Source organism: Klebsiella sp. PK01 (assembly GCF_057624675.1).
On record NZ_JBYEZM010000001.1, the window covers coordinates 71,351 to 97,359 of the forward strand.

Here is a 26,009-nt window from a genome sequence, read left to right on the forward strand (position 1 = left end):
ACAATTAAGGTCCGGTCATGACGTCTACTGCTAGCTCTTCTCCTCGCGTTATCACATCTTCTCCCGTGGTTGTTGCGCTTGATTATGATAACCGCGATAAGGCGTTAGCCTTTGTTGATCGAATCGATCCGCGCGATTGCCGGTTGAAGGTAGGTAAGGAGATGTTCACGCTGCTGGGCCCGCAGTTTGTTCGCGACCTGCATCAGCGCGGCTTTGAAGTATTCCTCGACCTGAAGTTCCACGATATCCCGAACACCACCGCACGCGCGGTCGCCGCCGCCGCAGAGCTTGGCGTATGGATGGTAAACGTCCACGCTTCCGGCGGCGCGCGTATGATGACTGCCGCCCGCGAGGCGCTGCTGCCGTTTGGGAAAGAGGCGCCGTTACTGATAGCGGTCACCGTACTGACCAGCATGGAGGCCAGCGATTTACAGGATCTCGGTATTACGCTTTCTCCAGCCGATCATGCTGCTAAACTGGCGGCGCTAACCAAACGCTGTGGTCTCGACGGCGTCGTCTGCTCAGCGCAGGAAGCCGTCCGCTTTAAACAAGAGTTAGGACAAGAATTTAAGTTAGTTACCCCAGGGATCCGCCCCACAGGCAGTGATGCTGGCGACCAACGCCGGATTATGACTCCGGAACAGGCGCAGCAGGCGGGGGTTGATTATATGGTAATCGGCCGACCGGTTACCCAGTCAGCCGATCCGGCTGCAACGCTTGCGGCGATCAACGCGTCGCTGAAATTGGAGGCGTAATGAGCGATTCTAACAGCCGCCTGGTTTACTCTACCGAGAGCGGACGTATCGAAGAGCCGAAAGCGGCGCCGCAAAGAGCGAAGGGCGATGGTATTGTGCGTATTCAACGCCAGACCAGCGGGCGCAAAGGGAAGGGCGTCTGCCTGATTACCGGTATCGATCTCGATGATGACGCGCTGGCGAAGTTGGCCGCTGAGCTGAAAAAGAAATGCGGCTGCGGCGGTTCACTGAAAGATGGAGTGATTGAAATTCAGGGTGATAAACGCGACTTGCTGAAATCACTGCTGGAAGCCAAAGGGATGAAAGTGAAATTAGCGGGTGGCTAAGATAATTTCTGCGAAATAAACAACAAGGCCACGGTATTTACCGTGGCCTTAATTATTTGTAGATGCGTGAGTCAGTAACTACGAAATTATTATTAATTTAATACGCGGGGTGGTTATTTACCAACCTGGTGGCCAATGATGCCGCCAACCGCTGCGCCGCCCAGGGTGCCCAGGGTGCTGCCGTCAGTTAATACCGCGCCGCCCAGTGCGCCGGCGCCTGCGCCGATTGCGGTGTTACGGTCGCGTTTAGACCAGTTAGAGCAAGCGCTCAGGGACATTACTACAGTAACCGCCAGTACGGCCGCAGCCATTTTTTTGCTCATCGAAGTCATCATTTTATTCTCCTGAATAATCTATTCATGGATACAACTTCCTTTAAGCATAGCAACTGACTATGACTTAAGGGTTATTCCATGAAACTTAAGTTGCGCAGGTGTTGCTCTAATCACGCAGGTGATAGTCACTTCCTGTTATATCGCTAATAATAATTCTACTTATTTTAAAATTTAACGTCAGGTAAAAAATCTTAATTGCAGGTCAGAATACTCTCAGACACAGAGGGGCTGCCAACGCCATTCCTGGGCGCTGGCGGAAGCGATTAGGCGGGGTTGACAATATCGAGGGTTAAACCGCTTGCGCAGAGCTGCTGGCGAATAGTTTCGCTCAGGTTATTGTCGGTGATGACGCGATTGAAACGGGCAATTGGGCCCAGTGGATAAGGATGCACGACGCTGAATTTCGAACTGTCGCTGAGCACAATAGCTTCGCACTGTTTTTCCAGCACTGCGTTAACCACATCGGCGCGCATCATGTCGCGGCCGGTAAAACCAGTTTCACTCTGCCAGCCGTCAACGCCGATAAATGCCTTGCTGAAGTGCACCTGCTGGATGCATTGACGGGTTAACGGGCCAACCATGCTTTCACTGCGTTTCTGATAAATGCCGCCCAGCAGAATGACCTCACCCGGCGTTTCCTTGAGTAAATGCGCGATATAGCTGCTAACGGTGATGATCGTGATATCGCCGCGTTCCGCCAGCGTGCGGGCCAGCAGGGCGTTTGAACTGCCATTTTCGATGAACACCGTCTCTCCGGCCGCTACCAGCGACGCGGCGCGCGCGGCGAGTTCACGCTTAATGGCAAAGTTGGTCATCATGCGGGTTTCGACGTCTTCGCTATCAAGCGGTACGGCAAAGCCGTGGGTGCGGCGCAGATAGCTTTGCTTTTCCAGCGAATTCAGATCCTGACGAATAGTGACTTCGGAGACACCGGTCATCCTGGCCAGATCGGCAACGCTCATGCGGCCTTTATCGATGACCATTTGTAAAATACTTTGTTGTCGGGCGTTCATAGCTACATCACAGTTAGAGGTCTATACGGCGCCCAGCAGGCCTTCGGGCGTGCTGGGGGACAGGAATGAATCAGATTTCCCACGGCGCTTTCGTTTGCCCTGAGTCCTTCTCTGGCTCGTCGTGAGACAACGCCTGCAGCTCGGCTTTGAGGATCTCCAGGTTATGGATAGCCGAGTGATAATCTCCGGCAACCAGAATATCCAGCACGGTATCGATACGTTGGGCGAGCAGGCGGGCATTCAGATCAGACATAGCATTATCCTGGTTACAAAAATGAATGAAATCAATGATGCAAAAAACGACTGCAAAAGAGAAGCGAAAAAAACGCACATCCTTGCGCAGCTGGCGATATTCACTCAAAACGAGAAATGTATGGCCCCTGGGCAGGGGCCATAAAAGCGTTACGCCGCCGGACGGGCGATGACGCTGCGGGTTTCCATACGGACTTCAGCGATAGTCACGTCGATAACATCGGTGACTTTATAAACGACTTCACCTTTAATCTGTACGGTTCCGTTCTCCTGGCTGCAAACCAGTTCATCGCGTACCGCGTGCAGGAAAGGTGCCGGGATAAAGGCGACAGCGCCGTTATCAACCAGGCGTACGCGCATGCCGCCGCGGCTGACATCAATGATTTCTGCCGCATAACGGGTATCGGTTCCGGCTTTATCGTTGAGGAAGCGAGCGTACAGCCAATCTGCGACGTCGCGTTCCGCCATACGGTTCAGACGACGACGTTCCGCCATCTGCACGGTGACATCATCCTGCGGGCGGCCAATGGTCTCGCCTTTAATGATGGCCTTTAACAGACGGTGGTTGATCATATCGCCGTATTTACGGATTGGCGAAGTCCAGGTCGCGTAAGCTTCCAGCCCAAGGCCGAAGTGTGGGCCCGGCTCGGTGCTAATCTCAGCGAACGACTGGAAGCGGCGGATGCGGCTATCAAGGAAACCTGAAGGCTGGGCATCCAGTTCGCGGCGCAGTTTACAGAAACCTTCGAGCGTCAGGACTTCCTGCGGATCAACGTGTACATCGTGCGTTTTTAGCAGCGCGGCCAGTTGCTCGGTGTTAGCCGGGTCGAAACCGGTATGCACGTTATATACGCCGAAGCCGAGGTTATCGCGCAGCACGCGTGCCGCGCAGATATTAGCGGCAATCATTGACTCTTCAACAATGCGGTTGGCGATGCGGCGAGGTTCGGCAACGATATCCAGTACTTCACCTTTCTCACCCAACACGAAGCGATAATCAGGGCGGTCTTTGAACACCAGGGCGTGGGTTTGACGCCATTCGCTGCGGCGTTGGCAGACTTCCTGCAGCAGTTTGATTTGCTGCGCGATAGCGTCATCGGCAGGTTGCCAGGCGCCGATATTTTCCAGCCAGTTGGAGACGTCGTCATAAGCCAGTTTGGCTTTTGATTCGATGGTCGCGGCGAAGAATTCGATATTATCTTCAATGGCGCCGTCGGCTGCCAGGGTCATGCGGCAGGCGAGCACCGGGCGCACTTCGTTGGCGCGCAGCGAGCACAAATCATCAGACAGTTCGCGCGGCAGCATCGGGATATTAAAGCCCGGCAGATAGTTGGTGAAGGCGCGGATTTTCGCCGCGTTGTCCAGTTTGCTGCCCTCGGCAATCCACGCCGTCGGATCGGCGATAGCGACGGTCAGCAGCAGTTTACCGTCGTCGGCGCGCTCTACATAAAGCGCATCGTCCATATCTTCGGTGCTGGCGCTGTCGATGGTCACGAACTCAAGCGCCGTCAGATCGCGACGTTCCAGTCCTTCATCGAGCATCTCGGTAGCAACGCCATTCGGCGCTTCTTTTTCCAGGTTATGACGCGCCAGCGTCACCCACCAAGGCACGAAATGATCGTCGCTGAAGGTGATGAATTGCGTTAATTCGGCATAGAATCCGCGGTCGCCTTTCAGCGGATGGCGACGCATTTCAGCCACCGCCCAGTCACCCTGTTTGAAGTCGTGTTCAACGCCACGCGCGGCGCGGCAAGTGATGGCGTCTTTCAGCAGCGGATGATCAGGAACAATAGACAGGCGATCGTCTTTTTTCTGCACTTTACCGACAAAACGGGTCAGGAAAGGCTCAACCAGCTCTTCCGGCTCGGCGCTTTCACGTTCTTTTTCCGTATGGACCACGGCGATAATACGATCGCCATGCATCACTTTTTTCATATGCGGCGGCGGAATGAAGTAGCTTTTCTGCGAGTCGACTTCGAGGAAGCCAAAACCTTTTTCCGTACCTTTAACGACCCCTTCAACGCGCGGAGTCTGGGAATGCAATTGCTGTTTAAGCTGCGCTAGCAGCGGGTTGTCCTGAAACATAATTAGGTTTTTTCGTGGCTAAAAGAGCGGCTGACATTTTTACGCGAATATGCCTGCCTCAGCAAGCGCTGTTTCAGCATTTTACGTCGCTTGACGTACCTCGCCGAGGGCGATTTTAAGCCGGTTCAGCCAGCCGCAGAGGCCGCACCACGCCAGCAGATTGATAGCCTCAACGCGGGAAAGCCCATATTCAGTGAGGGGAGTTAGCTGTGCGGCGCTAAAACGGTCCGGCGCACGGGTCAATAGCTGCCCCGCCTGCAGGAAAACGTGTTCCAAAGAATGGCTTTGCGCCCAGCGCTGAATCGTTCGTTCATCGCCGCGCAATGCTTGCAACAATCCGTTATCAGCTGTCCAGCGCGCTGCCCAGGCGTTAAAACAGCTGACGCTACCGTTGATTCGCGCCGCCAGCAACGCCGCCATTGTGCTTAAGGGCTGCGCAGAGTTATCCAGTTCAGTTAGCAGTTGATGCAGCAGCGCTAACGCCCCTTCATCCGTTGCCAGAATAGGGGCGAGAGGCTGTAGGCCGGGATGACGGTGCCATGCGGCGAGCCTTGCTTGCCTATCGTCATTGGCGTAACGCAGGTCGGCATCATCGATATCCGCAGACCACTCTCCTGTCACGTCCGTGAAGCGTTCTGACGGGGCATCTTCCTGCTGCGGCATACCCGGAAGCCAGCGTACCGGTTGTCCGAGCGCGGCCTGAAAGGCAGCTACCGCGCGGGCCTGAAAGCCCACGAAACCAATAATCTGGTTAATTAACACAATATCGCGGCTGGTCAGTCCGACCTCATCAAGCTGGCGGCGGGAGACCTCGTTGATAACCGAAGGGGAACTGGCTAACTGGCGTGCGTACTGGGTAATCTGCGCCAGTCGGCGATTACTCTCTCGTGAGGAGTCAGGGCCCGGCAACGGCGCCAGACGCGCGGCATAGTGGTTACATAAGCGCTGTACGCCGTAGACTTGAGCGACGGTCAGGGCGGTGCTGAGACGGTCGTAGGCGCTGAAGGTTTGTAATCGGGTTACCGTGACGCTGTCCGGGAAAAGTACCTTTGCCAATTGACGCGCGGGCGCCAGCCAGCCTTCATGTGGGTGGCTGACATCGGCTGCAAGCGACAGATCGAGCAAAAAACGGTCATCAACGTCAGCGGCTTCTGGCACCAGAGGAAGAACCTCGACCGGGCTGTTGGTTGACTGGGTCTCGTGATACCAGTGGTTTTTGCCATACACGCGGCGTTGCTCCATGGGCGTTCCTTGTTCGGTAGGTGGCGAACCGCCGTTTCGCGGTACCTCTATGCACAACTATCCTGGCGTAACCCTGAAGCAGGAGAAAATATTGATACGTACTAATAAATAGCGGATTGGAATAACAGAGGAAAAGCGTAGGTAGAGAGGGGTAGGAGAGATCCTCCTCACCGGGGTGAGGAGGATAAGGCACTTATTTCAGTTCCAGTTCGTTCATCGCAGCGATGTTAAAGCCGCCGTCAACGTGAACGACTTCGCCGGAGATACCTGCAGACAGGTTAGAGCACAGGAAAGCCGCGCTGTTGCCCACGTCTTCGATGGTGACGGTGCGACGGATCGGGGTGACCGCTTCGCAATGAGCCAGCATTTTACGGAAATCTTTGATACCGGATGCCGCCAGAGTACGGATCGGACCAGCGGAGATGGCGTTAACACGAATACCTTCCGGACCCATCGCGTTCGCCATATAGCGGACGTTGGCTTCCAGAGACGCTTTCGCCAGACCCATAACGTTATAGTTCGGGATCGCGCGCTCAGCGCCCAGATAGGAGAGGGTCAGCAGCGCGGAGTTCGGGTTCAGCATCGCGCGGCAGGCTTTCGCCATCGCCACGAAGCTGTAGGCGCTGATGTCGTGGGCGATTTTGAAACCTTCGCGAGTTACGACATTGACATAGTCGCCATCTAACTGGTCAGCCGGCGCATAACCGATAGAGTGCACGAAACCATCAAATTTCGGCCATACTTTCTCAAGCTCAGTGAACAGCGCGGTGATGCTTTCGTCTTCAGCCACATCGCACGGCAGCACAATGTTGGAACCCAGCGCAGCAGCAAACTCTTCTACGCGGCCTTTCAGTTTTTCGTTCTGATAGGTGAATGCCAGTTCAGCCCCTTCACGGTGCATTGCTTGCGCAATACCGTAGGCGATGGACAGTTTACTGGCCACGCCAGTGATCAGAATGCGCTTACCGGAAAGAAAACCCATAGCTTTAATCCTTATCGTTATTGCTTATTTTTACTCTAACAATCAAAAGGTTAACGTTGTTATTTCAAAATAACTCAAATTTAGCCGGGAATTATATCCCACTGAAGACCCCTTGTGTCACGATTTTTTGTGTCGCCTGTCGCAACGCAGCGCGTAATGATAAATGCGCTCGCTCCAGTATATCACCGGATAATCACTGTGTTTTAGCGACAGATCCCAACGCGTTGCCGAAATTTCTGCGGTTAACGGCGCACGATCGTGGTGAGTAAAAGCAGGGCGTCCGTCGTTAGCGGCGCGAGTTCGCCCGGCGCTTGTTGGCGCCAGAAAATACCCGATTGCGCTTCACATTGCCGTTCACCAAGTTGCCAGCGCCCCTGTAATACCCACGCGACGCCTTCGTCGCCGGGGGTCTGTACATCGTCCACGACGCGTACCTCGGCGGCGGCGCGACTGCGCTGGGTCATGATATTAAAGTCGAGACCGCGCTCGCGGATCCCTTCGCTACGCAGCTGCCACTCGCCGGCAAAAGCCCAGGGTTGCCACAACGCTAAAGGGTGATCGATAGCTTCGCCTTTCAGACGGAGCGGTTGCCCGGTCAGCAGGGTAATGACCCGATCGACGCCGGGAAAGCAGGAAAACGGACCATCATTTTGCAGAGTGGCAATGCTGGCTCGCCATAAAAAAGGGGCATCAGGTGAAGGCACACAGACTATCTCACGGGTCTCGCCTGCGCCATTTTTCCAGGGTGTGACGGGCAGAGTGGATAGTTGGACGGGAACGATCATGAGCGGTACACCTCGGTTAAGCGCTGCCTGCGCAGGCGTTAATCAACGTTATTGTTATGGTTTTGTTACTTTTTGCAATACAAAGAATTTACATATTCATCACAAAAATAGGATGCGTGCGGTGCGGGCAGTTGTCAATGCTTGTATATACAGGATCGGTCAGATGGGGAGTGAGTGAAATAATAATAGCGAGGTACCTATGTCTTCTTTTTCGTCTACAGACGGGCAATCAAAAAGTAATGAGGCAGGATTAAAGGAAACGCGGTCGATTGATTACATCCCCGAGCGCGAAAGGCATGGGCATCCCTTTAGCCAGTTTACCCTATGGTTTGGCGGCAACCTGCAAATTACCGCTATTGTCACCGGCGCTTTAGCCGTAGTGCTGGGTGGTGACGTGGTGTGGTCGCTGATAGGTCTTCTTCTTGGACAGGTGCTGGGGGCGGCGGTGATGTCGCTGCATGCGCTGCAGGGACCACGGCTGGGTTTGCCGCAGATGATAATAAGCCGCGCCCAGTTTGGCGTCTTTGGCGCGGTAGTGCCGTTGGTACTGGTCTGCATTATGTATGTCGGTTTCTCCGCGAGCGGTACCGTACTGGCGGGGCAGGCAATGGCAAAACTGTTGAGTATCAGCAATGTAGCTGGAATGCTGCTATTCAGTGCAATTATTATTGTTATTGCGGTGCTGGGTTATAAGGTGATTCATAAGCTGGGTAAACTGGCGAGCATTATCGGCATTCTGGCCTTCGTCTATATGTTCGTTACCCTGCTGATATCGGCGGATCTCACGGCCCTGGCGCAAAATAACCATTTCTCCCTGCCGATGTTCCTGCTGGCGGTGTCTCTATCCTCGTCGTGGCAAATCGCTTTCTGCCCGTACGTGTCCGACTATTCGCGCTACCTGCCACGTAATGTATCGGCAACGAAAACGTTCTGCTCGGTGTTTTTCGGAACCGTATTGGGAACCCAGACATCCATGACGCTGGGTGTGTTTACCGCCGCGATTGCCGGCAGCGCATTCCCCGGTCATGAAGTGAGTTATCTGGTGGGATTAGGTAAAAGCCAGGTGATGGCGATGGTTATCTATTTTGCTATCTGCTTTGGCAAAATCACCTTCACGACGCTCAACGCCTACGGCAGTTTTATGTCTCTGACTACCATTGTTTCCGGTTTTCGCCGTCAGACCGCGTTGTCGCAGCAATGCCGCGTTGCTTTCGTCGTCCTGATGGTGGCGGCTTCATGTATTATCGCGCTGCTCAGCGAACCGGCTTTCTTAAAGCACTTTACCCATTTCCTGTTATTCCTGCTGGCCTTTTTTGTTCCCTGGAGCGCCATCAGCCTGACGGATTACTACATTATCTCTAAAGGCGCGGTCGATATTCCGGCGCTTAGCGATCCGCATCAGCGCTATGGTTTCTGGAATTGGTATGCCATTACCATTTATATCATTGGCGTGCTGATTCAACTGCCGTTTATTGAGAACCCGCTGTTCCATGGTTCGCTGACGTGGATATTCGCCGGCAATGATGTGTCATGGATTATCGGCTGGGTAGGTACCGGATGGTTGTATTTTGCGCTGCGCCGCTTCGACCGCCGTCCATTACCGGCGCAGAGCGTGTTCCCGCAGTCATAAACAGCAGGGGCGGCTATTGTGCCGCCCCTGAAGGAATGTTAACGCTATTTGCCATCTTTTCGCCAGGCGTCGGCAGTCAGCGCCTCGCCGAAATGGCCGGCGATCAGCCGTTTGGTCAGTTCATGGAGCGGCGAGGCCAACACATCGGCGGTGCTTCCGCGTTCAACCACTTCGCCCTCATGCATCACCAGCACCTGATCGCTGATATGCTTCATCATCCCCAGATGCTGGGTCACGTAGATGTAGGATATTCCCTGTTTCTCCTGCAGCTCCAGCATCAGGTTGATTAGCTGCGAACGCATCGACATATCCAACGAGGCCAGCGCCTCATCGCAGATAATGACTTTCGGGCGCAGGATCAAGGCGCGAGCAAGCCCCAGGCGCTGCTTTTGCCCCGGCGCCAGCATATGCGGATAGTAGCTGACGTGGTCCGGCAGCAGGCCCACCATGCGCATGGTTTCGATAATCTGCTTTTCCCGGGCTTCCGGTTCGAGATCGGTATTGAGACGCAGCGGGAAATCGAGGATCTGCGAAATACGCTGACGCGGGTTGAGCGAGGTCGAGGGATCCTGAAAAATCATACGAATACGCTGGCTACGGAATGAGTAGTCGCCAAACTCCAGCGGATGGTCGTCAATCAACAGTTCGCCGGTGGTCGGCTCGACCATGCCGGCCAGCATTTTGGCCAGCGTGGATTTCCCGGAGCCGTTTTCACCAATAATTGCCAGCGTCTGCCGCTCGCGCAGGGTAAAGCTGAGCGGCTTCACCGCCTCTACCGTCTGGCGATGGAACCAGCCGGTACGGTAGCGAAAGGTCTTACTCAGATTGCGAACTTCCAGCAATGTTTCGACCATTTCACTCTTTCTCCATGTTCAGCGGGAAATGACAGGCGTACAGATGATTACGCGCGCCGGTCAAACGCGGCGTGACGATACACTCGCGTTGCGCATAGGGACAGCGCGGCCCCAGCCGACAACCGATGGGCAGCTGTTCCAGCAGCGGAATGGCGCCGGGCAGGGTATTCAGCCGGCTTTTATGCGGCATTGAGCTGCCAAAGTCCGGGATCGCGCGAATCAGCGCCTGCGTGTAGGGGTGATGAGGGATGGTCACCAGCTCTTCGCTCGGGGCGGTTTCCACCGTCTGCCCGCAATACATGACGTTAATTTTATCCGCCCATTTGCTGAGCATCTGCATATCGTGACTGATCAGCAAAATAGTGGTGTTGTTATTCTGGTTGAGCCGGGTAAGCAGGCGAATAATCTGCGCCTGAGTCGTCGGTTCCATGGCGTTAGTGGGTTCATCAGCAATCAGCAGCCGCGGCTGGTTGGCAAGCGCGATGGCGATCATGACCTTCTGACATTCGCCGTCGGTCAGCTCGTAGGGGAAGCTGCGCATAATATCTTTGTGATCTTTAATCCCCACCCGGTGCAGCAGTTCGATAGCGCGGCGCTTGCGCCAGCCAAAGCGTTGCCACCAGTGGCCTTTAAAGGTCCAGCCGGGGATATTTTGCATCAACTGCAGACCGATACGCTCGGAAGGGTCGAGACAGGATTGCGGCTCCTGGAAGATCATTGACACGTTGTGGCCAATCAGTTTGCGGCGCTCTCGGTTAGACAGGCGCAGCAGATCGATATCATCAAAACGCATACGGTCGGCGGTGACCCGCCAGTTATCTTTGGTGACGCCGCAAATCGCCTTGGCGATCAAGCTCTTGCCGGATCCAGACTCACCGACCAGACCACGGACTTCACCTTCAGCCAGCGTCAGGCTGACCCGGTCGACGGCCTTTACCCAGCCCTCGTTGGTTTTAAACTCAATGGTAAGATTACGAATATCCAGTAACGGCATTATTGAACCCCGGCAATAATTGCGCGGCGAATACCGTCGCCCAGCAGATTGATGAGCAGTACGCTTATCATGATGGCCGCACCCGGCAGCATAACCGTCCAGGGGGCGACGTAAATCAGTTCCAGCGCATCGCCGAGCATGGCGCCCCATTCCGGGGACGGTAGCTGGGCGCCGAGGTCGAGAAAACCGAGTGCGGCAATGTCGAGGATCGCCATTGACAGCGCGCGGGTAATTTCGGTGACCAGCCCGGCGGTAATATTAGGCAGAACCGCAAACCAGAGAATATTGAGCGTGGAAGCGCCGTCGAGGCGGGCGGCAATCACGTACTCTTTTTCAAGTTCATCGTGCACCATGCTATAAACCGAACGCACCATGCGCGGCAGCAGCGCCAGCCAGACGGCGAACATTGCATGGCTCAGATGCGGCCCGGCGAAAGCGACGACGATAATCGCCAGCAGCAGCGACGGAATCGACAGCAGGGTGTCGAGAATGTGGTTCATTATCGCTGAACGCAAACCATGGGTGGAGCCGGCAATGACGCCAAGCACCAGGCCGAACAGCGCGGCGCCGAGCGTGACCACAAAGGCGCCGCCAACGGTCGGCGCCGCGCCGCTGAGCAAGCGGCTCAGAACGTCGCGGCCGAGATCGTCGGTACCGAGGAAGAACGACACTTCGCCGTAGCGCGACCACGAGGGCGGCAGCAGCTGGTAGCCGAGGAACTGCTGATCGATGCCATAAGGCGCGAACCAGCCGCCGAATACGCATAGCAGCACCAGCGCGCCGCAGCCGTATAAACCAATCATCGCGGTGGTATCGCCGTAGAATTTACGCCATACGGTGCGCAATGCGCCGGGCGGGCGCTTTTCAAGATAGACGCTATCGTAGGGCATACCATTCCTTATGTTTCAGTGGGTTAGCCATGGCTCCTAAAATATCCGAGATGACGTTGACGATAATGACCAGCGCGCCGATTACCATCACTCCGGCGGAAATCGCCGCGTAATCCTGTTGGCGGATGGCGTTGATCAGCCAGCGCCCCAGACCCGGCCAGCTGAAGACCATTTCGGTAATCATCGCCAGCGTTAGCATGGTGGAAAACTGCAGCCCCAGGCGTGGGATCACCGGCGGCAGGGCATTGTGCAACACGTGACGATGCAGGATTGTCCGTCGGGTGACGCCGCGTGTCGCCGCCGCTTTAACATAGTTTGTATCGTAGACTTCGCTGGTACTGATGCGCATCAGGCGGATCACTTCGGTGGTCGGCGCGACGGCCAGCGTCAACACCGGCAGCACCATATGCCGCGCGGCGCTGACGATCATCTCATGGCGCCACGGCGAATCAGAGAGCCAGGCATCGATGAGCGCGAAGCCGGTCACCGTCTTCACTTCGTATAATAAGTCAAAGCGACCGGATACCGGGAACCAGCCCAGCGTCAGCGAGAAGAACAGGGTAAACAGTAATGCCAGCCAGAATACCGGAATGGAGAACCCCACCAGCGCCAGGGCGCTAATGAGCGTGTCCGGCCACTTATTACGCATGATCCCGGCAATCATTCCCACGGGAATGCCGACCAGCAGCGCAAAACCAAATGCCAGAATGCACAGCTCCATTGTGGCCGGGAAGACCACTTTCAGCTGTTCGGAAATCAGTTGGCCATTGATGCTGGAGACGCCAAAGTCCCAGTGCAGCACCCCTTTGAACCAAAACAGCCAGGCATTCCACAGCGATGCACCCTGCAGCGGCGCGTGCGGCGTGAAATAGCTGAGGCTAAAGCCGATAAAGGTGAGGAAAAACAGCGTCACAAGTAACAGCAGCAGGCGGCGCAGGGTAAAAATAATCATGGTTTTTTCACCTCTTCTTTTTCGCGCGACACGCCTGCGAAGGAGGCGTTGCCAAACGGACTCAGCACCAGTCCTTTCATATCATAACGATAAGCCTGCAGCCGCAGCGAAGAGGCCAGCGGCAGCACCGGTAGTTCGCGGGCGAGAATATGCTGTGCCTCTTTATAGGCTTCGATGCGCGAGGCCAGCTGCTGAGAAATCAGCGCTTTCTGTAACACCTCGTCAAACTCGCGGTTGCACCAGTGGGCGAGGTTGGTCTGCGAACCAATCGCCGCGCAGCTCAACAGCGGGCGGAAGAAACTGTCCGGATCATTACTGTCGGTGGCCCAGCCGGAAAGCGTCAAATCGTGGCTCATGTCCATCAAACGCGCCTCCTGGAAGCGGCCTTCAACAGGAATAATAATCACTTTTACACCCACCTGCGCCATATCCGCCTGTATCAACTCGGCGGTTTTCAATGGGCTGGGGTTCCACGCCTGAGAACTGGTCGGCACCCACAGTTTTAAGGTCAAATTACTCAAGCCCAGCGCCTGCAGGCGACGACGCGCCTCCGCGGGGTTGTATTCGGTGATTTTAGCGTCGTTGTCGTAGGCCCACGAGGCGCGCGGCAGCATTGAAGCCGCGGTTTCCGCGGTGCCGTAGTAGATCGATTGCATCAGCCGCTGGTTGTTGATCGCCAGCGCCAGCGCGTGGCGAACTTCCGGGTTATCCAGCGGCGGTTTGGCGGTGTTGAAAGCCAGCCAGGCGATATTCATACCCGGGCGCAGCGTCAGACGCAGGCGCGGATCGTCGCGCAGGATGGTGAGCTGGCTGGCGGCCGGCCAGGCGAGCACATCGCATTCGCCGGTCAGCAGTTTTGACAGCCGGCCGGTGCCGCCGGAACCGAGATCCACCACCACCTGCGGCATCAATGGCTTGCCGCGCCAGTAGGCCGCGTGGCGCTGCAGGCGGATGTACTGCCCGGTACGATACTCTTCTAGCTTGAACGGACCGGTACCGACGGGCTGGCGGTCGAGTTGTTCTTCGCGATCGCTTTTGGTCAGCTGCGCGGCATACTCTGCGGACATGACCGAAGCATAGTGCGTCGCCAGGTGCCACAGGAAAGAGGCGTCGGGACGTTTCAGGCGAAACTCGACGGTATGGTTATCCAGTTTCCGAACGCTTTCTACGGTGTCGGCGAACTGCAGACTATCGAAATAGGGGAAGCTACTGCCGTTGACGCTGTGCCACGGGTCGTCACGGTTAAAGATGCGCCCGAAGGTGAATATGACATCATCAGCGTTAAAAGCGCGGGTCGGTTTAAACCAGTCGGTGGTCTGGAACTGGACCTTATCGCGCAGATGGAAGCGGTAGGTGGCGCCGTTATCAAGCACTTCCCAGCTTTCCGCCAGTTCAGGCACCAGACGGTAGGTATAAGGGTCGACGTCGAGCAGGCGATCGTAGATCTGGGCGGCGAGGGTGTCGACAATCAGGCCGCTGCTGACTTTTTGCGGGTTAAAGGTATTTACCTGCCCGCTGACGCAATAGACAAATCCGCTATCGCGGATATCGGCATTAGCTGGCAGCGCCGGAGTCGGGGCCGGCGCGGCAAAAGCCTGCCCGCACAGCATCGAGGCTGCCGCTAAAAGAGAGGACAATTTCAGGCGCATATTTTCTTTTTGATCATAGAGCAGAGCTCTATCTTATTAATATTAAATGACATTTACCACCACCTTTACGACATCGAGGGGGATAATGCGGTCACCGGCAGCGCATGTTGTCCAGCCAGTTGGTCAAAATAGTGTCGGAACTAAACCAGTATTATCAAACATGGTATCTTTTTATTGCCAATTTCTCCAGTTAGCCATCTGCAGGCGTTCTGGTATCGGCGCGGGTGGGCTGTGGGGATCAGAGCGGAAGGAGCTGATTATAGCGGGCAATATAATCTTTTGGCGTGATCTCCAGTTCTCCGCCATCGCGATGGATGGCGACGAAAGTACGCAGCACGAATCCGCTTTTACGCTCTGATATCTCCCAGCCTTGTTCATTGTAGGCATCACGGGTGGAACGCACGCAGAGATCCGAGAAAATCATCATTAATGAGAGGGCCGGGGCGTGATGATTTTTCATGGTGTGGATCAAACTGGCATGGGCGGCATAGCGGGTGAGCGTATGAGAATTAACCGGAATCACGTGAATTTTCAATCCATTGAATGATATTACCGTCGATGATAATTCACATTAAGACATCTTACCAGTTACATATTATTAACTCCTCGCGTTTTTATATGTGAATTGATAGTGACGTTGTCACGTTTTAATCCTCCAGCGGTGTGAATTCATATAACGCCAGCGCATTGCTCTGCAGTGAATCCACCCGTAGCCAGCCATCATCCAGTTGTTCCTCATGCACGCTCAGCGCCGGACGGGCGTGGTGCTGGAGCCAGCGATAATCTTCTTCGTCAGGGCCGCTGCGGCTACGAAATGCCTCAAATAGCGGGAATAGCGCGCCATGGTGCTGATCGAACAGATGCTGTTTGATGCGCCAGCGTCCCTTCAGCCCTGCAAGCCGCAGGGTATAGGGCTGGCGAAAACGCTGGGTAAAGGCCTCTTCGCTCGACAGCCAGGGGTTGAAAATCACCGTATTGCGCAGTAGCAACTGGTAGTGTCCGTTATGGCGCAATAACAACAGGTTTTTGTCATTGATTAAGACTTCGCCGCGTAGACGCCGCCACAGCCATAATACCCAGTACACCGGGCGCGGCAGACCATGCAGGTAGTGCAGCGCCAGGCTGGAGGTGTCGAGTTTACCGTTGTCCCGCGCTTCCCCCTGAAGACCTGAATTAAGCCAGAAGCCGGCCAGCCACACCCGATCGGCAATGCCCAACAGGTTATCCATCAACAGCGCGCCGCGGAAAAAACGCCCGTTGGTATCGCGTGTATCGCCGGTTAAGGTATTCCACGATAGCAGCCACAGCGGTAACGAGAGCTGCCGTTGCCGTAGGGCATTATGGATTTGGCGTAATTTTTGTCGTGGATAGTCTTCGCTGGCGGATAGTTTGCTGCTATCGGCCTGCGCCAGGTCAAGCAGTTCGTTGGCATCCGCCTGGCAGGCGAGAAAGTCGGCCTCGCTGAGCAGCGGGGAAGACAGTAGCGGATCGTCGCCAATACCGCTTTGCGGGAAACGATGCCAGATACCCATTTGCGGTTGTTGCAAGGTGGACGCGAGCACTTCTCGCTGTTGTCGCCAGGCCAGCTGTCGCGCCGCTTCACTGGCCTGCGGCGACCAGTGCCAGACAAAACGCCAGCTCGCGAGCGTCGCGGGTGGGAAGTGATTGGCGGCGAGTTGCAGAAAACGTTGTAATAAATCGCAGCGGGTGGTTAAGCCGGTATGTAGCAGCACCGTCCAGCCTTTCTGCGCCAGCCAGCTAAACAGCTGCTGAAGATTGTACCAACAGGCATAGCCTGCGAGCGTCGGGTCGTCCCAGCCCTCGCCAAACAAGCGGCTGCTGAGAAACGGATCGTGAATATCGATGCCGTAAACGGGTAGCGTTTGCTGCAGTTGCTCCAGCTCGCGTCGCACATCTTCGCGGAGTAAATCATCGAGTTCACGGACGGTAACGATGGTACGGGTATGGCGCAATACCGGCGCGCGCGCTGGCAGCTGGCGGATATCCACCAGCCGTGTCTGACGCGGGTTGAGCAGCAGCGGCGGCGTATCATCGCTGCTTTTTTCCGCCTCGTTAAGACGGGCGTAAAGCCTCTCGACCGCGACCGGGCGCCAGATTTCGCTGGCGTTCGCTCGTGGACGAGCGCTGGACTGCGGCTGCTGCTGGCGAAATTGTCGCGGTGTGACGCCGTGCTGGCGCTTAAACAGATCGCTCATGATGCGAGTACTGGCGAAGCCGTTATCCTGCGCCACCTGCTGAACCGAGCGGCGGGTAGTCAGCAGTTGCTCGGCGGCTTTGCCGAGACGCAGGGCGGTAATGTACTGAACGAAGCTAATGCCGACCTCTTTATGGAACAGGCGCGAAAGCCAGGCCTCAGAGACAAATTCGGCGGCAGCCAGTTCCTGCAGCGAGATCCGCCGCTGATAGTTGGCTTCGATGCGCGCTACCACGTTGGTAATTCGTCGGCTCCAGTTCTCGGCCCCGCGGCGCAGGCTGGGCACGATAGGTTGGGTAAAACGGGTTGCCAGCAGCAGGGCAATTTCACTCAGCCAACGGTTGGCCTCCAGCCGATAGCGCGACTGATGATTGACCAGCCCGGCTACCAGCAACTGGCGCATCAGCTGGCGTAGATTATCTGTGGCATCCCTGGTTTCGCTGCTAACCCGATAATCACTGGCAAAAAAATCGCTATCAAGGCGGGTGAGCCAACCGGCGGCAAGGTTGAGGATCATGACCGCATTGGCCTCTTCGCCGGTAATCTGCCAGCGCTGGCGGCGGTTAATAATCGCCAGTTCATCAACCCGCATCGGTTGCGACGATTCGCCGAGTTGCAACGTTGCGCTACCTTCCAGCAGCCATAGCAGCGTTAATCCGTCGTTTTCCGGCGGGCTGAAATGGCGAATATCGCGAACAGTGAGGCTGAAATCGCCGAGATGATGTTCCATGCGCCGCTCCTTAAAAGACAAAAAATAGCAGGCTGTTTTTTGTCATAACAGAATTGTATAGAAAATAGTCATTGATATTTCGTCAATATAAAACAAAAAAAGGCATTTTAAAGCCGGTTGGGACGCATAAACTCGAAAGTGTCGTGCAAACACAACACAGGAATAATAAAAATGACACATCCACTGATTGAATCCTTGCAAGTTAATGAAGCGCAGTTTGTGGCGTTACGTCGCCGCTTCCACCAACAGCCCGAGATTGGCTTTGAAGAACATAAAACCAGCGATGAAGTCGCCCGGCTGCTTACTGAGTGGGGGTATGAAGTGCATCGCGGCCTCGCCGGTACCGGCGTGGTCGGGACGCTGAAAGTCGGCAGCGGCGAAAAACGTCTGGGATTGCGCGCGGATATGGATGCACTGCCGATGCAGGAAATGAGTGGTAAAGCATGGGCAAGCCAGGTCGACGGGCGTTTTCACGGCTGCGGCCATGACGGTCACACCACCACGCTACTGTATGCGGCGGAATATCTGGCGCGCACGCGTCAGTTTAACGGTACGCTGCATTTAATTTTCCAACCGGCGGAAGAGCTGCTGTACGGCGGACGGGTGATGGTCGAAGATGGCCTGTTCACGAAATTCCCCTGTGACGCCATCTTTGGCCTGCATAACATGCCGGGCCAGAAACTGGGCAAAATCGGCCTGCGCGACGGCGCGATGATGGCCTCTTCCGATACGCTGCATATCGAGGTGAAGGGCATTGGCGGCCATGGCGCGGTGCCGGAACATACCGTCGATGCGACGCTGGTGGCCTGCCACATTACTCTCGCGCTGCAATCAATCGTTTCACGCAACATCACGCCATTTGAACCCGCGGTAGTCACCGTCGGTAGCATTCAGGCGGGCCATGCGCCGAACATCATCAACGATAAGGTATTGATGAAGCTAACCGTACGTACCCTTAACCAGCAGGTGCGCGAGACGGTGCTGCAGCGTATTCACGACATCGCGGTCGCTCAGGCGGAAAGTTTTAACGCCAGCGCTACCTTAACCCACGTCAACGGCAGCCCGGTATTGCGTAACGATCCGGCGGCTAATGAGCTGGTCCGTGAAGTGGCGACCACGCTGTTTGGCAAAGAACAGGTTGGTACCGTGAATCCATTTATGGGCAGCGAAGATTTCGCCTTCATGCTGGAGAGCAATCCCAACGGCTGCTATTTCACTATCGGCGCGGGTGATGAAGCCGACCGTTGCATGGTGCATAACCCAGGGTACGATTTTAACGATCAAATCCTGCTTACCGGCGCGGCGCTGTGGTGCGGCCTGACGGAACGCTATCTGCGTTAACCTATCGCGACGGGGGGACCCGATTATGAGTTCTGTATCGTTAAGCGAATCTCAGTTCGTCGGTAGCGATCGCCTGCTGGCGGGTATTGTGCTCAGCGTGCTGACGTTCTGGCTGTTTGCGCAATCGGTTATCAATGTTGTTCCGGCGATGAAAAGCAGCCTCGATATTTCACTGGAGACGCTAACCCTGGCGGTGAGTCTTAGCGCCTTATTCAGCGGCTGTTTTGTGGTGGCCAGCGGCGGGCTGGCGGATAAATTCGGCAGGGTGCGGATGACCTATATCGGCCTGGCGCTGAGTATTATCGGTAGCGCATTTCTGGCGGCGTCGCAGGGGCCGGGGCTATTTATCACCGGCCGTATCCTGCAAGGGCTCTCGGCGGCCTGCATTATGCCGGCGACGCTGGCGCTGATTAAAACCTGGTATGAAGGCAAAGCGCGGCAGCGGGCGGTGAGTTTCTGGGTCATTGGTTCCTGGGGCGGCAGCGGGCTTTGCTCGTTTGTCGGCGGTGCGATTGCCACCGGTCTTGGCTGGCGGTGGATCTTCGTGTTCTCGATTGCGGTGGCGCTGCTGGCGTTGCTGCTGCTGCGCGGCACCCCAGAGAGCCGCAGCGCCAGCGCCGATCGGCATAAGCTGGATGTGGGCGGATTATTAAGCCTGATCGCGTCGCTGGTGCTGCTTAATCTGTTTATCAGCAAGGGTCATCAATGGGGCTGGAGTAGTGGTTTATCGCTGTCGATGCTGGGTGGCGCGGTGCTGGCGGCAGCAGTATTTATCCGCAGCGGCCTGCGTAAAGGTGAAGCGGCACTGATCGACTTCGCTTTATTTCGCAACCGAGCCTACGGCGCGGCGGTGCTATCGAACTTTATGCTCAACGGCGCTATCGGCACCATGATGATTACCAGCATCTGGCTGCAACAGGGGCATCATCTCAGTCCGCTGGAAACCGGCATGATGACGCTGGGCTATCTGGTGACGGTACTGGCGATGATCCGCGTCGGGGAAAAGCTGCTCCAGCGCTACGGCGCTCGGCTGCCGATGATGACCGGGCCGGTCTTTACCGCCATCGGCATTTTGCTGATCTCCTGTACCTTCCTCGATAAGTCGCTCTATATCGGGACCGTCTTCTTCAGCAATATCCTGTTTGGCCTCGGGCTCGGTTGTTACGCCACGCCATCGACCGACACCGCCGTCGCCAATGCGCCGGAGAATAAAATTGGCGTCGCGTCAGGGGTGTATAAGATGGGAAGCTCGCTTGGCGGCGCGATGGGTATTGCCGTGACGGCGTCACTTTTTGCGCTATTCCTGCCGTTGGGGATGGCCAGCGCCGCGCAGTACGCGCTGTGGTTTAACGCCGCGCTGTGTTTAGGCTCAATGCTGGTCAGCGCGGCGATGCTGCCGCGCGTCGCTCATAGCTGATGCTTCTTCAGTAATGCGCGTAGCTGGTGGTAGGTAAGCCCCAGCAGCTCCGCCGCCTGCTTTTGATTGTACTTCGCCTGCTGCAGGCTTGACTGCAGCAGGCTTTTTTCTTGCTCCAGCTGAAAGGCGCGCAGGTCCAGTGGTAGTTTGGGAAGCGCAGATTCATCGCCTGGAGCAGGCGCTGGGGCCGCGCGGCGAAATGGGTTGATAATGATATTATCCAGCTCGCTATCACTGCTGCCGTGGCGGTAAACCGAGCGTTCAACCACGTTTTTCAGCTCACGAATATTGCCCGGCCAGCGGTATGCGAGCAGCGTGTCGACGGCTCGCTCGCTAAAGCCGGGAAACAGAGGAAGCCCCAGTTCGCGGCACATCTGAATAGCAAACTGGTTGGCAAGCAGCATGATGTCGCTTTGGCGCTCGCGCAATGGCGGTAGTTGCACGACATCAAACGCCAGCCGGTCGAGCAGGTCAGCGCGAAAATGGCCTTCTTCCACCATTTTAGGTAAATCCGCGTTGGTGGCGCACACCAGCCGTACGTTAACCTGCAGCGGTTGGCTGCCGCCGACGCGTTCCAGTTCGCCGTATTCAATTACCCGCAACAATTTTTCCTGCACCAGCATCGGAGCGGTGGCCAGCTCATCGAGAAACAGCGTGCCGCCGTCGGCACGTTCAAAGCGTCCCGGATGCCGTTTGCTGGCGCCGGTAAAGGCGCCGGCCTCATGACCAAACAATTCGGAATCGAGAAGGTTTTCATTCAGCGCCGCGCAGTTGAGCGAAATAAACGGCCCCTGCCAGCGCGAAGAGAGAAAGTGCAGACGGTTGGCAATGAGCTCTTTGCCGGTCCCGCGCTCGCCGATCACCAGCACCGGTTTATCCAGCGGCGCCAGCTGCGAGACCTGCTCGAGCACCTCCAGAAAGCTGTTTGCCTCGCCAAGCAGGTTATCCTTGTATTCCGTCATGATGAATTTCGCCATTAAGTAGTGTGATTCACCAACTCACTGTAGCAAGCAGGCGGCCATTCCTCAACCACCTTGTTTAAAATCAATAAGATAAAAAGTTGGCACGCCATTTGTATTAACTACTGCACAGGCCGCTGCCTGCTATCAGAACTATGAGGATTGAAATTATGGGTATTTTTTCTCGCTTTGCCGACATCGTGAACGCCAACATCAACTCTCTGCTGGAGAAAGCGGAGGATCCGCAGAAGCTGGTCCGTCTGATGATTCAGGAGATGGAAGATACATTGGTTGAAGTGCGTTCTACCTCCGCCCGCGCGCTGGCGGAAAAGAAACAGCTGACCCGCCGTATCGAACAGGCGCAGGCGCAGCAGGTGGAATGGCAAGAAAAGGCCGAGCTGGCCCTGCGTAAAGAGAAAGAAGATCTGGCGCGTGCGGCGCTGATCGAAAAACAGAAGCTGACTGACCTTATCGGCAGCCTGGAACACGAAGCGCAACTGGTGGATGAAACCCTGGCGCGGATGAAAAAAGAGATTGGCGAGCTGGAGAATAAGCTCAGCGAAACCCGCGCTCGTCAGCAGGCGCTGATGCTGCGTCATCAGGCTGCCAGCTCTTCGCGCGATGTCCGCCGCCAGCTGGATAGCGGTAAAATGGATGAAGCGATGGCGCGTTTTGAGTCGTTCGAACGCCGTATTGACCAAATGGAAGCCGAGGCGGAGAGCCATCGTTTTGGCAAACAACAATCGCTGGCTCAGCAGTTTGCCGAACTGAAAGCGGATGATGAAATCAGCGAGCAACTGGCGGCGCTGAAAGCCAAAATGAATCAGAATAACCAGTAATGCATATTGCGCGGCGCGGTGTTGCGCCGCGGCTCACCACCTGTAAGGAGTACACATGAGCATGCTTTTTCTTGCCATCCCGCTCACGCTGTTTGTGCTGTTCGTGTTGCCGGTCTGGTTATGGCTGCACTACAACAATCGCTCGGCGGACGGGGCATTAACCCAGAATGAACAGCAGCGCCTGCTGCAGCTGACCGATGAGGCGAAACGGATGCGCGAGCGTATTCAGGCGCTGGAAGCGATCCTTGATGCGGAACATCCGAACTGGAGAGACAAATAATGGCCGGATTGGATTTTAATAAAAAGCTGTGGCGCATTCCGCAGCGCGGCATGGTGAAAGGGGTCTGCGCCGGTATCGCGCAGCACCTGGATGTGCCGGTGAAGCTGGTGCGTTTGATAACCGTACTGGCGATGATTTTTGGCCTGTTCTTTTTTGTGCTGGTGGCCTACATCATTCTGACTTTCGCGCTGGATCCGATACCGGATAGCGAACTGTACGGCGAGAAAGGACCGAGCAATGGCGATTTACTGGCCGCAGTGGATGCCGAACTGGCTTCCGGCGAACAGCGCCTGCGTGATATGGAGCGTTACATCACCTCCGATACCTTCACGCTGCGCAGCCGTTTTCGTCAACTGTAAAACTTTTTCCATATAACCCATGAGGCAACGCATGAATATGAAATGGCAACAGGCAGGGCAAAAAGTGAAACCGGGTCTTAAGATCGCCGGTAAGCTAGTGCTGCTGACCGCGCTGCGGTACGGCCCGGCGGGCGTTGCCGGTTGGGCGGTGAAATCGGTGGCGCGTCGGCCGCTGAAAATGTTGCTGGCGGTAGCGCTTGAGCCGCTGCTCAGTCGGCTGGCCAATCGTTTTGCCCGTGGAATGAAATAATTCCTCAGGGGGAGGAATACCGGTGCGCTTTATATTGGCCCTGATTATCCCCATCTATTTAGCTTATCATTAAACGACATTCCTTCTGGGCATAACGGACTGGCGATGAAGCGACTCAAAACTGAATTCAATGCGCTGGTCAACCGCGGGGTTGACCGGCATTTACGTCTTGCCGTGACCGGGCTAAGCCGTAGCGGTAAAACGGCTTTTATCACCGCGATGGTTAATCAACTGCTGAATATCCACGCCGGGGCCCGGTTGCCGCTGCTGAGCGCGGCGCGCGAAGAACGTCTGTTGGGCGTGAAACGGGTTCCGCAGCGTGATTTCGGTATTCCGCGTTTTACCTATGATGAAGGCCTGGCACAGCTTTATGGCCAGCCCCCGGCCTGGCCGACGCCGACCCGTGGGGTGAGCGAAATTCGTCTCGCGCTGCGCTATCGCTCTAACGATTCTCTGCTACGTCATTTCAAAGACACTTCAACGCTGTATCTGGAAATCGTGGATTATCCGGGAGAATGGCTGCTCGACCTGCCGATGCTGGCGCAGGATTATTTAAGCTGGTCGCGGCAGATGACCGGGCTTTTACAGGGGCAGCGCGGGGAATGGTCTGCCCGCTGGCGACAGCTGTGCGATGGGCTCGATCCGCTGGCGCCCGCCGACGAAACCCGTCTGGCGGAGATCGCCGCCGCCTGGACCGATTATCTGCACGCCTGCAAGCGCGAGGGGTTGCACTTTATTCAGCCGGGGCGGTTTGTGCTTCCCGGCGACATGGCGGGCGCGCCGGCGCTGCAGTTCTTCCCCTGGCCGGATGTCGATGCGATTGGCGAAGCCAGACTGGCGCAGGCTGATAAACACACCAATGCCGGGATGCTGCGCGAGCGTTTCAAATACTACTGCGAGAAAGTGGTGAAAGGCTTTTATAAAGATCACTTCCTGCGCTTTGACCGCCAGATTGTACTGGTGGACTGTCTGCAGCCATTAAACAGCGGGCCGCAGGCGTTTAACGATATGCGCCTGGCGCTGACCCAGTTGATGCAAAGCTTCCATTACGGCCAGCGAACGCTGTTCCGCCGCCTGTTTTCACCGGTTATCGACAAGCTACTGTTTGCCGCCACCAAAGCCGATCACGTGACCGTCGATCAGCATGGCAACATGGTGTCGCTACTTCAGCAACTGATTCAGGACGCCTGGCAGAATGCCGCCTTTGAGGGCATCAGCATGGATTGTCTGGGGCTGGCGTCAATTCAGGCTACCCAGGGCGGGCTTATCGAGGTTAACGGCGAGAAGATCCCGGCGCTGCGCGGCGATCGTCTGAGCGATGGGCAGCCGCTCACCATTTTCCCGGGCGAGGTGCCGGCGCGGCTGCCGGGTCAGGCCTTCTGGGAACAGCAGGGCTTCCAGTTTGAGAACTTCCGCCCGAGAGCGATGGATGTCGATAAACCGCTGCCGCATATTCGCCTCGACGCGGCGCTGGAATTTTTGATTGGAGATAAATTGCGATGAGCGAGCCGATAAAACCGCGGATCGATTTCGATGGCCCTTTGGAAACGGAAAAGAGCCAGACCTTAAAATCGGCCCGCGCCTTTGACGCGGCCGATGCGCAAACCTTCTCTCCGATGCTGCCTGAAAGGGTGGCTGAAGAGGAGGGGGCCGCCGAAGCGGTGGTGGAATCGGTACTGCGCCCGAAACGCAGCCTGTGGCGGCGGATGGTTAGCGCCGGGCTGGCGATTTTTGGCATTAGCGTGGTGGCGCAGGGCGTACAGTGGACGGCGACGGCCTGGCAGACCCAGGACTGGATTGCGCTCGGCGGCTGTGCGGCCGGGGCGTTGATTGTCGGCGCGGGCGTGGGCTCGGTGGCGACCGAATGGCGTCGCCTGTGGCGTTTGCGCCAGCGCGCGCACGAACGCGATGAAGCGCGGGATCTGATGCATAGCCACGCGGTGGGCAAAGGGCGCGCGTTCTGTGAGAAGCTGGCGCAGCAGGCCGGGCTCGATCAATCGCATCCGGCGCTGCAGCGCTGGTATGCGGCCATCCATGAAACGCAAAACGATCGCGAAGTGGTGAGCCTGTACGCGCAACTGGTACAGCCGGTGCTGGACGCGCAGGCGCGGCGGGAAATCAGCCGCTCGGCGGCGGAATCGACGCTGATGATCGCCGTCAGCCCGCTGGCGCTGGTCGATATGGCGTTTATCGCCTGGCGTAACCTGCGGCTGATTAACCGTATCGCCACCCTCTACGGTATTGAACTCGGCTATTATAGCCGCCTGCGTTTATTCCGCCTGGTGTTGTTGAATATCGCCTTTGCCGGCGCCAGCGAACTGGTGCGTGAAGTCGGAATGGACTGGATGTCGCAGGATCTGGCGGCCCGCTTGTCGGCGCGCGCCGCCCAGGGTATCGGTGCCGGCTTGTTGACCGCCCGTCTGGGGATTAAGGCGATGGAGCTGTGCCGTCCGCTGCCGTGGATCGCGGATGATAAACCGCGGCTCGGCGATTTCCGCCGCGAGCTGATCGGCCAGTTGAAAGAGACGCTGCAGAAAAGCAAAACCGGCGCGGAGAAATAACGCCGGCAAGCGTAAATGCCGGGTGGCGGCTGCGCCTTACCCGGCCTACGGTTCGTGCGGCCTGTCATTAATTTATTCACCGCGCTGGCTGAAACTGCCGGTGTTGGCGGCCTCACCCTCCCCGGTGGCGCTGCCGCTTACCAGGGCTACAGCGCTTTGCGATTTGGTAGCCCGGAGAAGGCGCAACGCGCCGCCTCCGGGAAAACCCCTTAAAAAAGTGGTAAACCGATAACAGTATCTACGGTCCGTGCGGCCTGCCTTTAATTTATTCACCATGCTGACTGAAACTGCCGGTGTTGGTGGCCTCAAAATCG

26 protein-coding genes are annotated in these 26,009 nt (G+C 56.3%); 11 read left to right on the forward strand and 15 right to left on the reverse strand.

Annotation, left to right across the window (positions count from 1 at the left end; genetic code table 11):
- Positions 1–17: 17 nt before the first annotated feature.
- Positions 18–755, forward strand: a complete 738-nt coding sequence (pyrF, locus tag AC22LX_RS00330; RefSeq protein WP_045393148.1) for an orotidine-5'-phosphate decarboxylase — start codon at positions 18–20, stop codon at positions 753–755.
- Positions 755–1,081 carry a stress response translation initiation inhibitor YciH gene (yciH, locus tag AC22LX_RS00335; RefSeq protein WP_045393146.1) on the forward strand — a complete coding sequence of 109 codons (327 nt, stop codon included), beginning with the start codon at positions 755–757 and terminating at the stop codon, positions 1,079–1,081. Before pyrF ends, yciH begins: the two co-directional genes overlap by 1 nt.
- A gap of 113 nt (positions 1,082–1,194) precedes the next feature.
- On the opposite strand, the gene osmB is transcribed toward yciH, so the two are convergent.
- The 7 genes from osmB to AC22LX_RS00370 form a co-directional block, all read right to left on the reverse strand.
- Positions 1,195–1,413, reverse strand: a complete 219-nt coding sequence (gene osmB, locus AC22LX_RS00340; RefSeq protein ID WP_032688354.1) for an osmotically-inducible lipoprotein OsmB — start codon at positions 1,411–1,413, stop codon at positions 1,195–1,197.
- Positions 1,414–1,679: 266 nt separating this feature from the next.
- A complete protein-coding gene (gene yciT / locus AC22LX_RS00345; protein ID WP_045393144.1) occupies positions 1,680–2,429 on the reverse strand; it encodes a DNA-binding transcriptional regulator YciT in 750 nt (249 codons plus the stop codon).
- A gap of 70 nt (positions 2,430–2,499) precedes the next feature.
- Positions 2,500–2,682, reverse strand: coding sequence for a YciZ family protein (locus AC22LX_RS00350; protein WP_045393142.1), 183 nt, complete (start codon positions 2,680–2,682; stop codon positions 2,500–2,502).
- A gap of 149 nt (positions 2,683–2,831) precedes the next feature.
- Positions 2,832–4,766: an exoribonuclease II gene (locus AC22LX_RS00355; protein ID WP_487333656.1), complete on the reverse strand. Its 1,935-nt coding sequence runs from the start codon at positions 4,764–4,766 to the stop codon at positions 2,832–2,834.
- An 81-nt stretch (positions 4,767–4,847) separates the two neighbouring features.
- Entirely contained in the window at positions 4,848–6,008 is a 1,161-nt protein-coding gene (locus AC22LX_RS00360) for a carboxymuconolactone decarboxylase family protein (protein ID WP_045393138.1), read from the reverse strand.
- A gap of 193 nt (positions 6,009–6,201) precedes the next feature.
- Positions 6,202–6,990, reverse strand: a complete 789-nt coding sequence (fabI, locus tag AC22LX_RS00365; RefSeq protein WP_045393136.1) for an enoyl-ACP reductase FabI — start codon at positions 6,988–6,990, stop codon at positions 6,202–6,204.
- Between the two features lie 242 nt (positions 6,991–7,232).
- Positions 7,233–7,775: a HutD/Ves family protein gene (locus AC22LX_RS00370; RefSeq protein ID WP_045393134.1), complete on the reverse strand. Its 543-nt coding sequence runs from the start codon at positions 7,773–7,775 to the stop codon at positions 7,233–7,235.
- Positions 7,776–7,974: 199 nt separating this feature from the next.
- Between AC22LX_RS00370 and AC22LX_RS00375 the strand changes: the two genes are divergently transcribed.
- Positions 7,975–9,405 (forward strand): purine-cytosine permease family protein, encoded by a 1,431-nt coding sequence (locus AC22LX_RS00375; RefSeq protein ID WP_049061543.1) that lies wholly within the window; start codon positions 7,975–7,977, stop codon positions 9,403–9,405.
- A 44-nt stretch (positions 9,406–9,449) separates the two neighbouring features.
- Here AC22LX_RS00375 and sapF read toward each other — a convergent pair whose 3' ends face one another.
- The 7 genes from sapF to AC22LX_RS00410 form a co-directional block, all read right to left on the reverse strand.
- Positions 9,450–10,259: a peptide ABC transporter ATP-binding protein SapF gene (gene sapF / locus AC22LX_RS00380; protein WP_015366242.1), complete on the reverse strand. Its 810-nt coding sequence runs from the start codon at positions 10,257–10,259 to the stop codon at positions 9,450–9,452.
- Position 10,260: 1 nt separating this feature from the next.
- Positions 10,261–11,253, reverse strand: coding sequence for a putrescine export ABC transporter ATP-binding protein SapD (sapD, locus tag AC22LX_RS00385; protein WP_015366243.1), 993 nt, complete (start codon positions 11,251–11,253; stop codon positions 10,261–10,263).
- The gene (sapC, locus tag AC22LX_RS00390) at positions 11,253–12,143 is read right to left on the reverse strand and encodes a putrescine export ABC transporter permease SapC (protein ID WP_020078584.1); all 891 of its coding nucleotides are present in this window, start codon (positions 12,141–12,143) and stop codon (positions 11,253–11,255) included. The genes sapD and sapC overlap by 1 nt, the downstream gene beginning before the upstream one ends.
- Complete coding sequence (gene sapB / locus AC22LX_RS00395) at positions 12,130–13,095, reverse strand: putrescine export ABC transporter permease SapB (protein ID WP_020078599.1); 966 nt, start codon at positions 13,093–13,095, stop codon at positions 12,130–12,132. The genes sapC and sapB overlap by 14 nt, the downstream gene beginning before the upstream one ends.
- Positions 13,092–14,744 carry an ABC transporter substrate-binding protein SapA gene (gene sapA / locus AC22LX_RS00400; protein WP_045393130.1) on the reverse strand — a complete coding sequence of 551 codons (1,653 nt, stop codon included), beginning with the start codon at positions 14,742–14,744 and terminating at the stop codon, positions 13,092–13,094. The genes sapB and sapA overlap by 4 nt, the downstream gene beginning before the upstream one ends.
- A gap of 238 nt (positions 14,745–14,982) precedes the next feature.
- Positions 14,983–15,267: a hypothetical protein gene (locus tag AC22LX_RS00405; RefSeq protein ID WP_045393127.1), complete on the reverse strand. Its 285-nt coding sequence runs from the start codon at positions 15,265–15,267 to the stop codon at positions 14,983–14,985.
- A 124-nt stretch (positions 15,268–15,391) separates the two neighbouring features.
- On the reverse strand, positions 15,392–17,689 hold the full coding sequence (locus tag AC22LX_RS00410; protein ID WP_163310988.1) for a helix-turn-helix domain-containing protein: 2,298 nt from the start codon (positions 17,687–17,689) through the stop codon (positions 15,392–15,394).
- A 171-nt stretch (positions 17,690–17,860) separates the two neighbouring features.
- Between AC22LX_RS00410 and AC22LX_RS00415 the strand changes: the two genes are divergently transcribed.
- Both AC22LX_RS00415 and AC22LX_RS00420 read left to right on the forward strand, forming a co-directional pair.
- The gene (locus AC22LX_RS00415; protein WP_045393123.1) at positions 17,861–19,030 is read left to right on the forward strand and encodes a M20 aminoacylase family protein; all 1,170 of its coding nucleotides are present in this window, start codon (positions 17,861–17,863) and stop codon (positions 19,028–19,030) included.
- A gap of 25 nt (positions 19,031–19,055) precedes the next feature.
- On the forward strand, positions 19,056–20,447 hold the full coding sequence (locus AC22LX_RS00420) for an MFS transporter (RefSeq protein ID WP_045393120.1): 1,392 nt from the start codon (positions 19,056–19,058) through the stop codon (positions 20,445–20,447).
- On the opposite strand, the gene pspF is transcribed toward AC22LX_RS00420, so the two are convergent.
- Complete coding sequence (gene pspF, locus AC22LX_RS00425; RefSeq protein WP_162184060.1) at positions 20,438–21,424, reverse strand: phage shock protein operon transcriptional activator; 987 nt, start codon at positions 21,422–21,424, stop codon at positions 20,438–20,440. The two genes, AC22LX_RS00420 and pspF, sit on opposite strands and share 10 nt — an antisense overlap.
- A gap of 152 nt (positions 21,425–21,576) precedes the next feature.
- Between pspF and pspA the strand changes: the two genes are divergently transcribed.
- The 6 genes from pspA to AC22LX_RS00455 all read left to right on the forward strand — a co-directional run bounded on the left by pspA (position 21,577) and on the right by AC22LX_RS00455 (position 25,695).
- Positions 21,577–22,245, forward strand: a complete 669-nt coding sequence (pspA, locus tag AC22LX_RS00430; protein WP_487333657.1) for a phage shock protein PspA — start codon at positions 21,577–21,579, stop codon at positions 22,243–22,245.
- A 55-nt stretch (positions 22,246–22,300) separates the two neighbouring features.
- Complete coding sequence (gene pspB / locus AC22LX_RS00435; RefSeq protein ID WP_045393114.1) at positions 22,301–22,525, forward strand: envelope stress response membrane protein PspB; 225 nt, start codon at positions 22,301–22,303, stop codon at positions 22,523–22,525.
- The gene (pspC, locus tag AC22LX_RS00440) at positions 22,525–22,884 is read left to right on the forward strand and encodes an envelope stress response membrane protein PspC (RefSeq protein ID WP_015366274.1); all 360 of its coding nucleotides are present in this window, start codon (positions 22,525–22,527) and stop codon (positions 22,882–22,884) included. The genes pspB and pspC overlap by 1 nt, the downstream gene beginning before the upstream one ends.
- Positions 22,885–22,915: 31 nt before the next feature.
- On the forward strand, positions 22,916–23,134 hold the full coding sequence (gene pspD, locus AC22LX_RS00445) for a phage shock protein PspD (RefSeq protein WP_015366275.1): 219 nt from the start codon (positions 22,916–22,918) through the stop codon (positions 23,132–23,134).
- Between the two features lie 105 nt (positions 23,135–23,239).
- Complete coding sequence (locus AC22LX_RS00450; protein WP_015705662.1) at positions 23,240–24,637, forward strand: YcjX family GTP-binding protein; 1,398 nt, start codon at positions 23,240–23,242, stop codon at positions 24,635–24,637.
- On the forward strand, positions 24,634–25,695 hold the full coding sequence (locus AC22LX_RS00455) for a TIGR01620 family protein (protein ID WP_213797732.1): 1,062 nt from the start codon (positions 24,634–24,636) through the stop codon (positions 25,693–25,695). Before AC22LX_RS00450 ends, AC22LX_RS00455 begins: the two co-directional genes overlap by 4 nt.
- Positions 25,696–26,009: the final 314 nt, after the last annotated feature.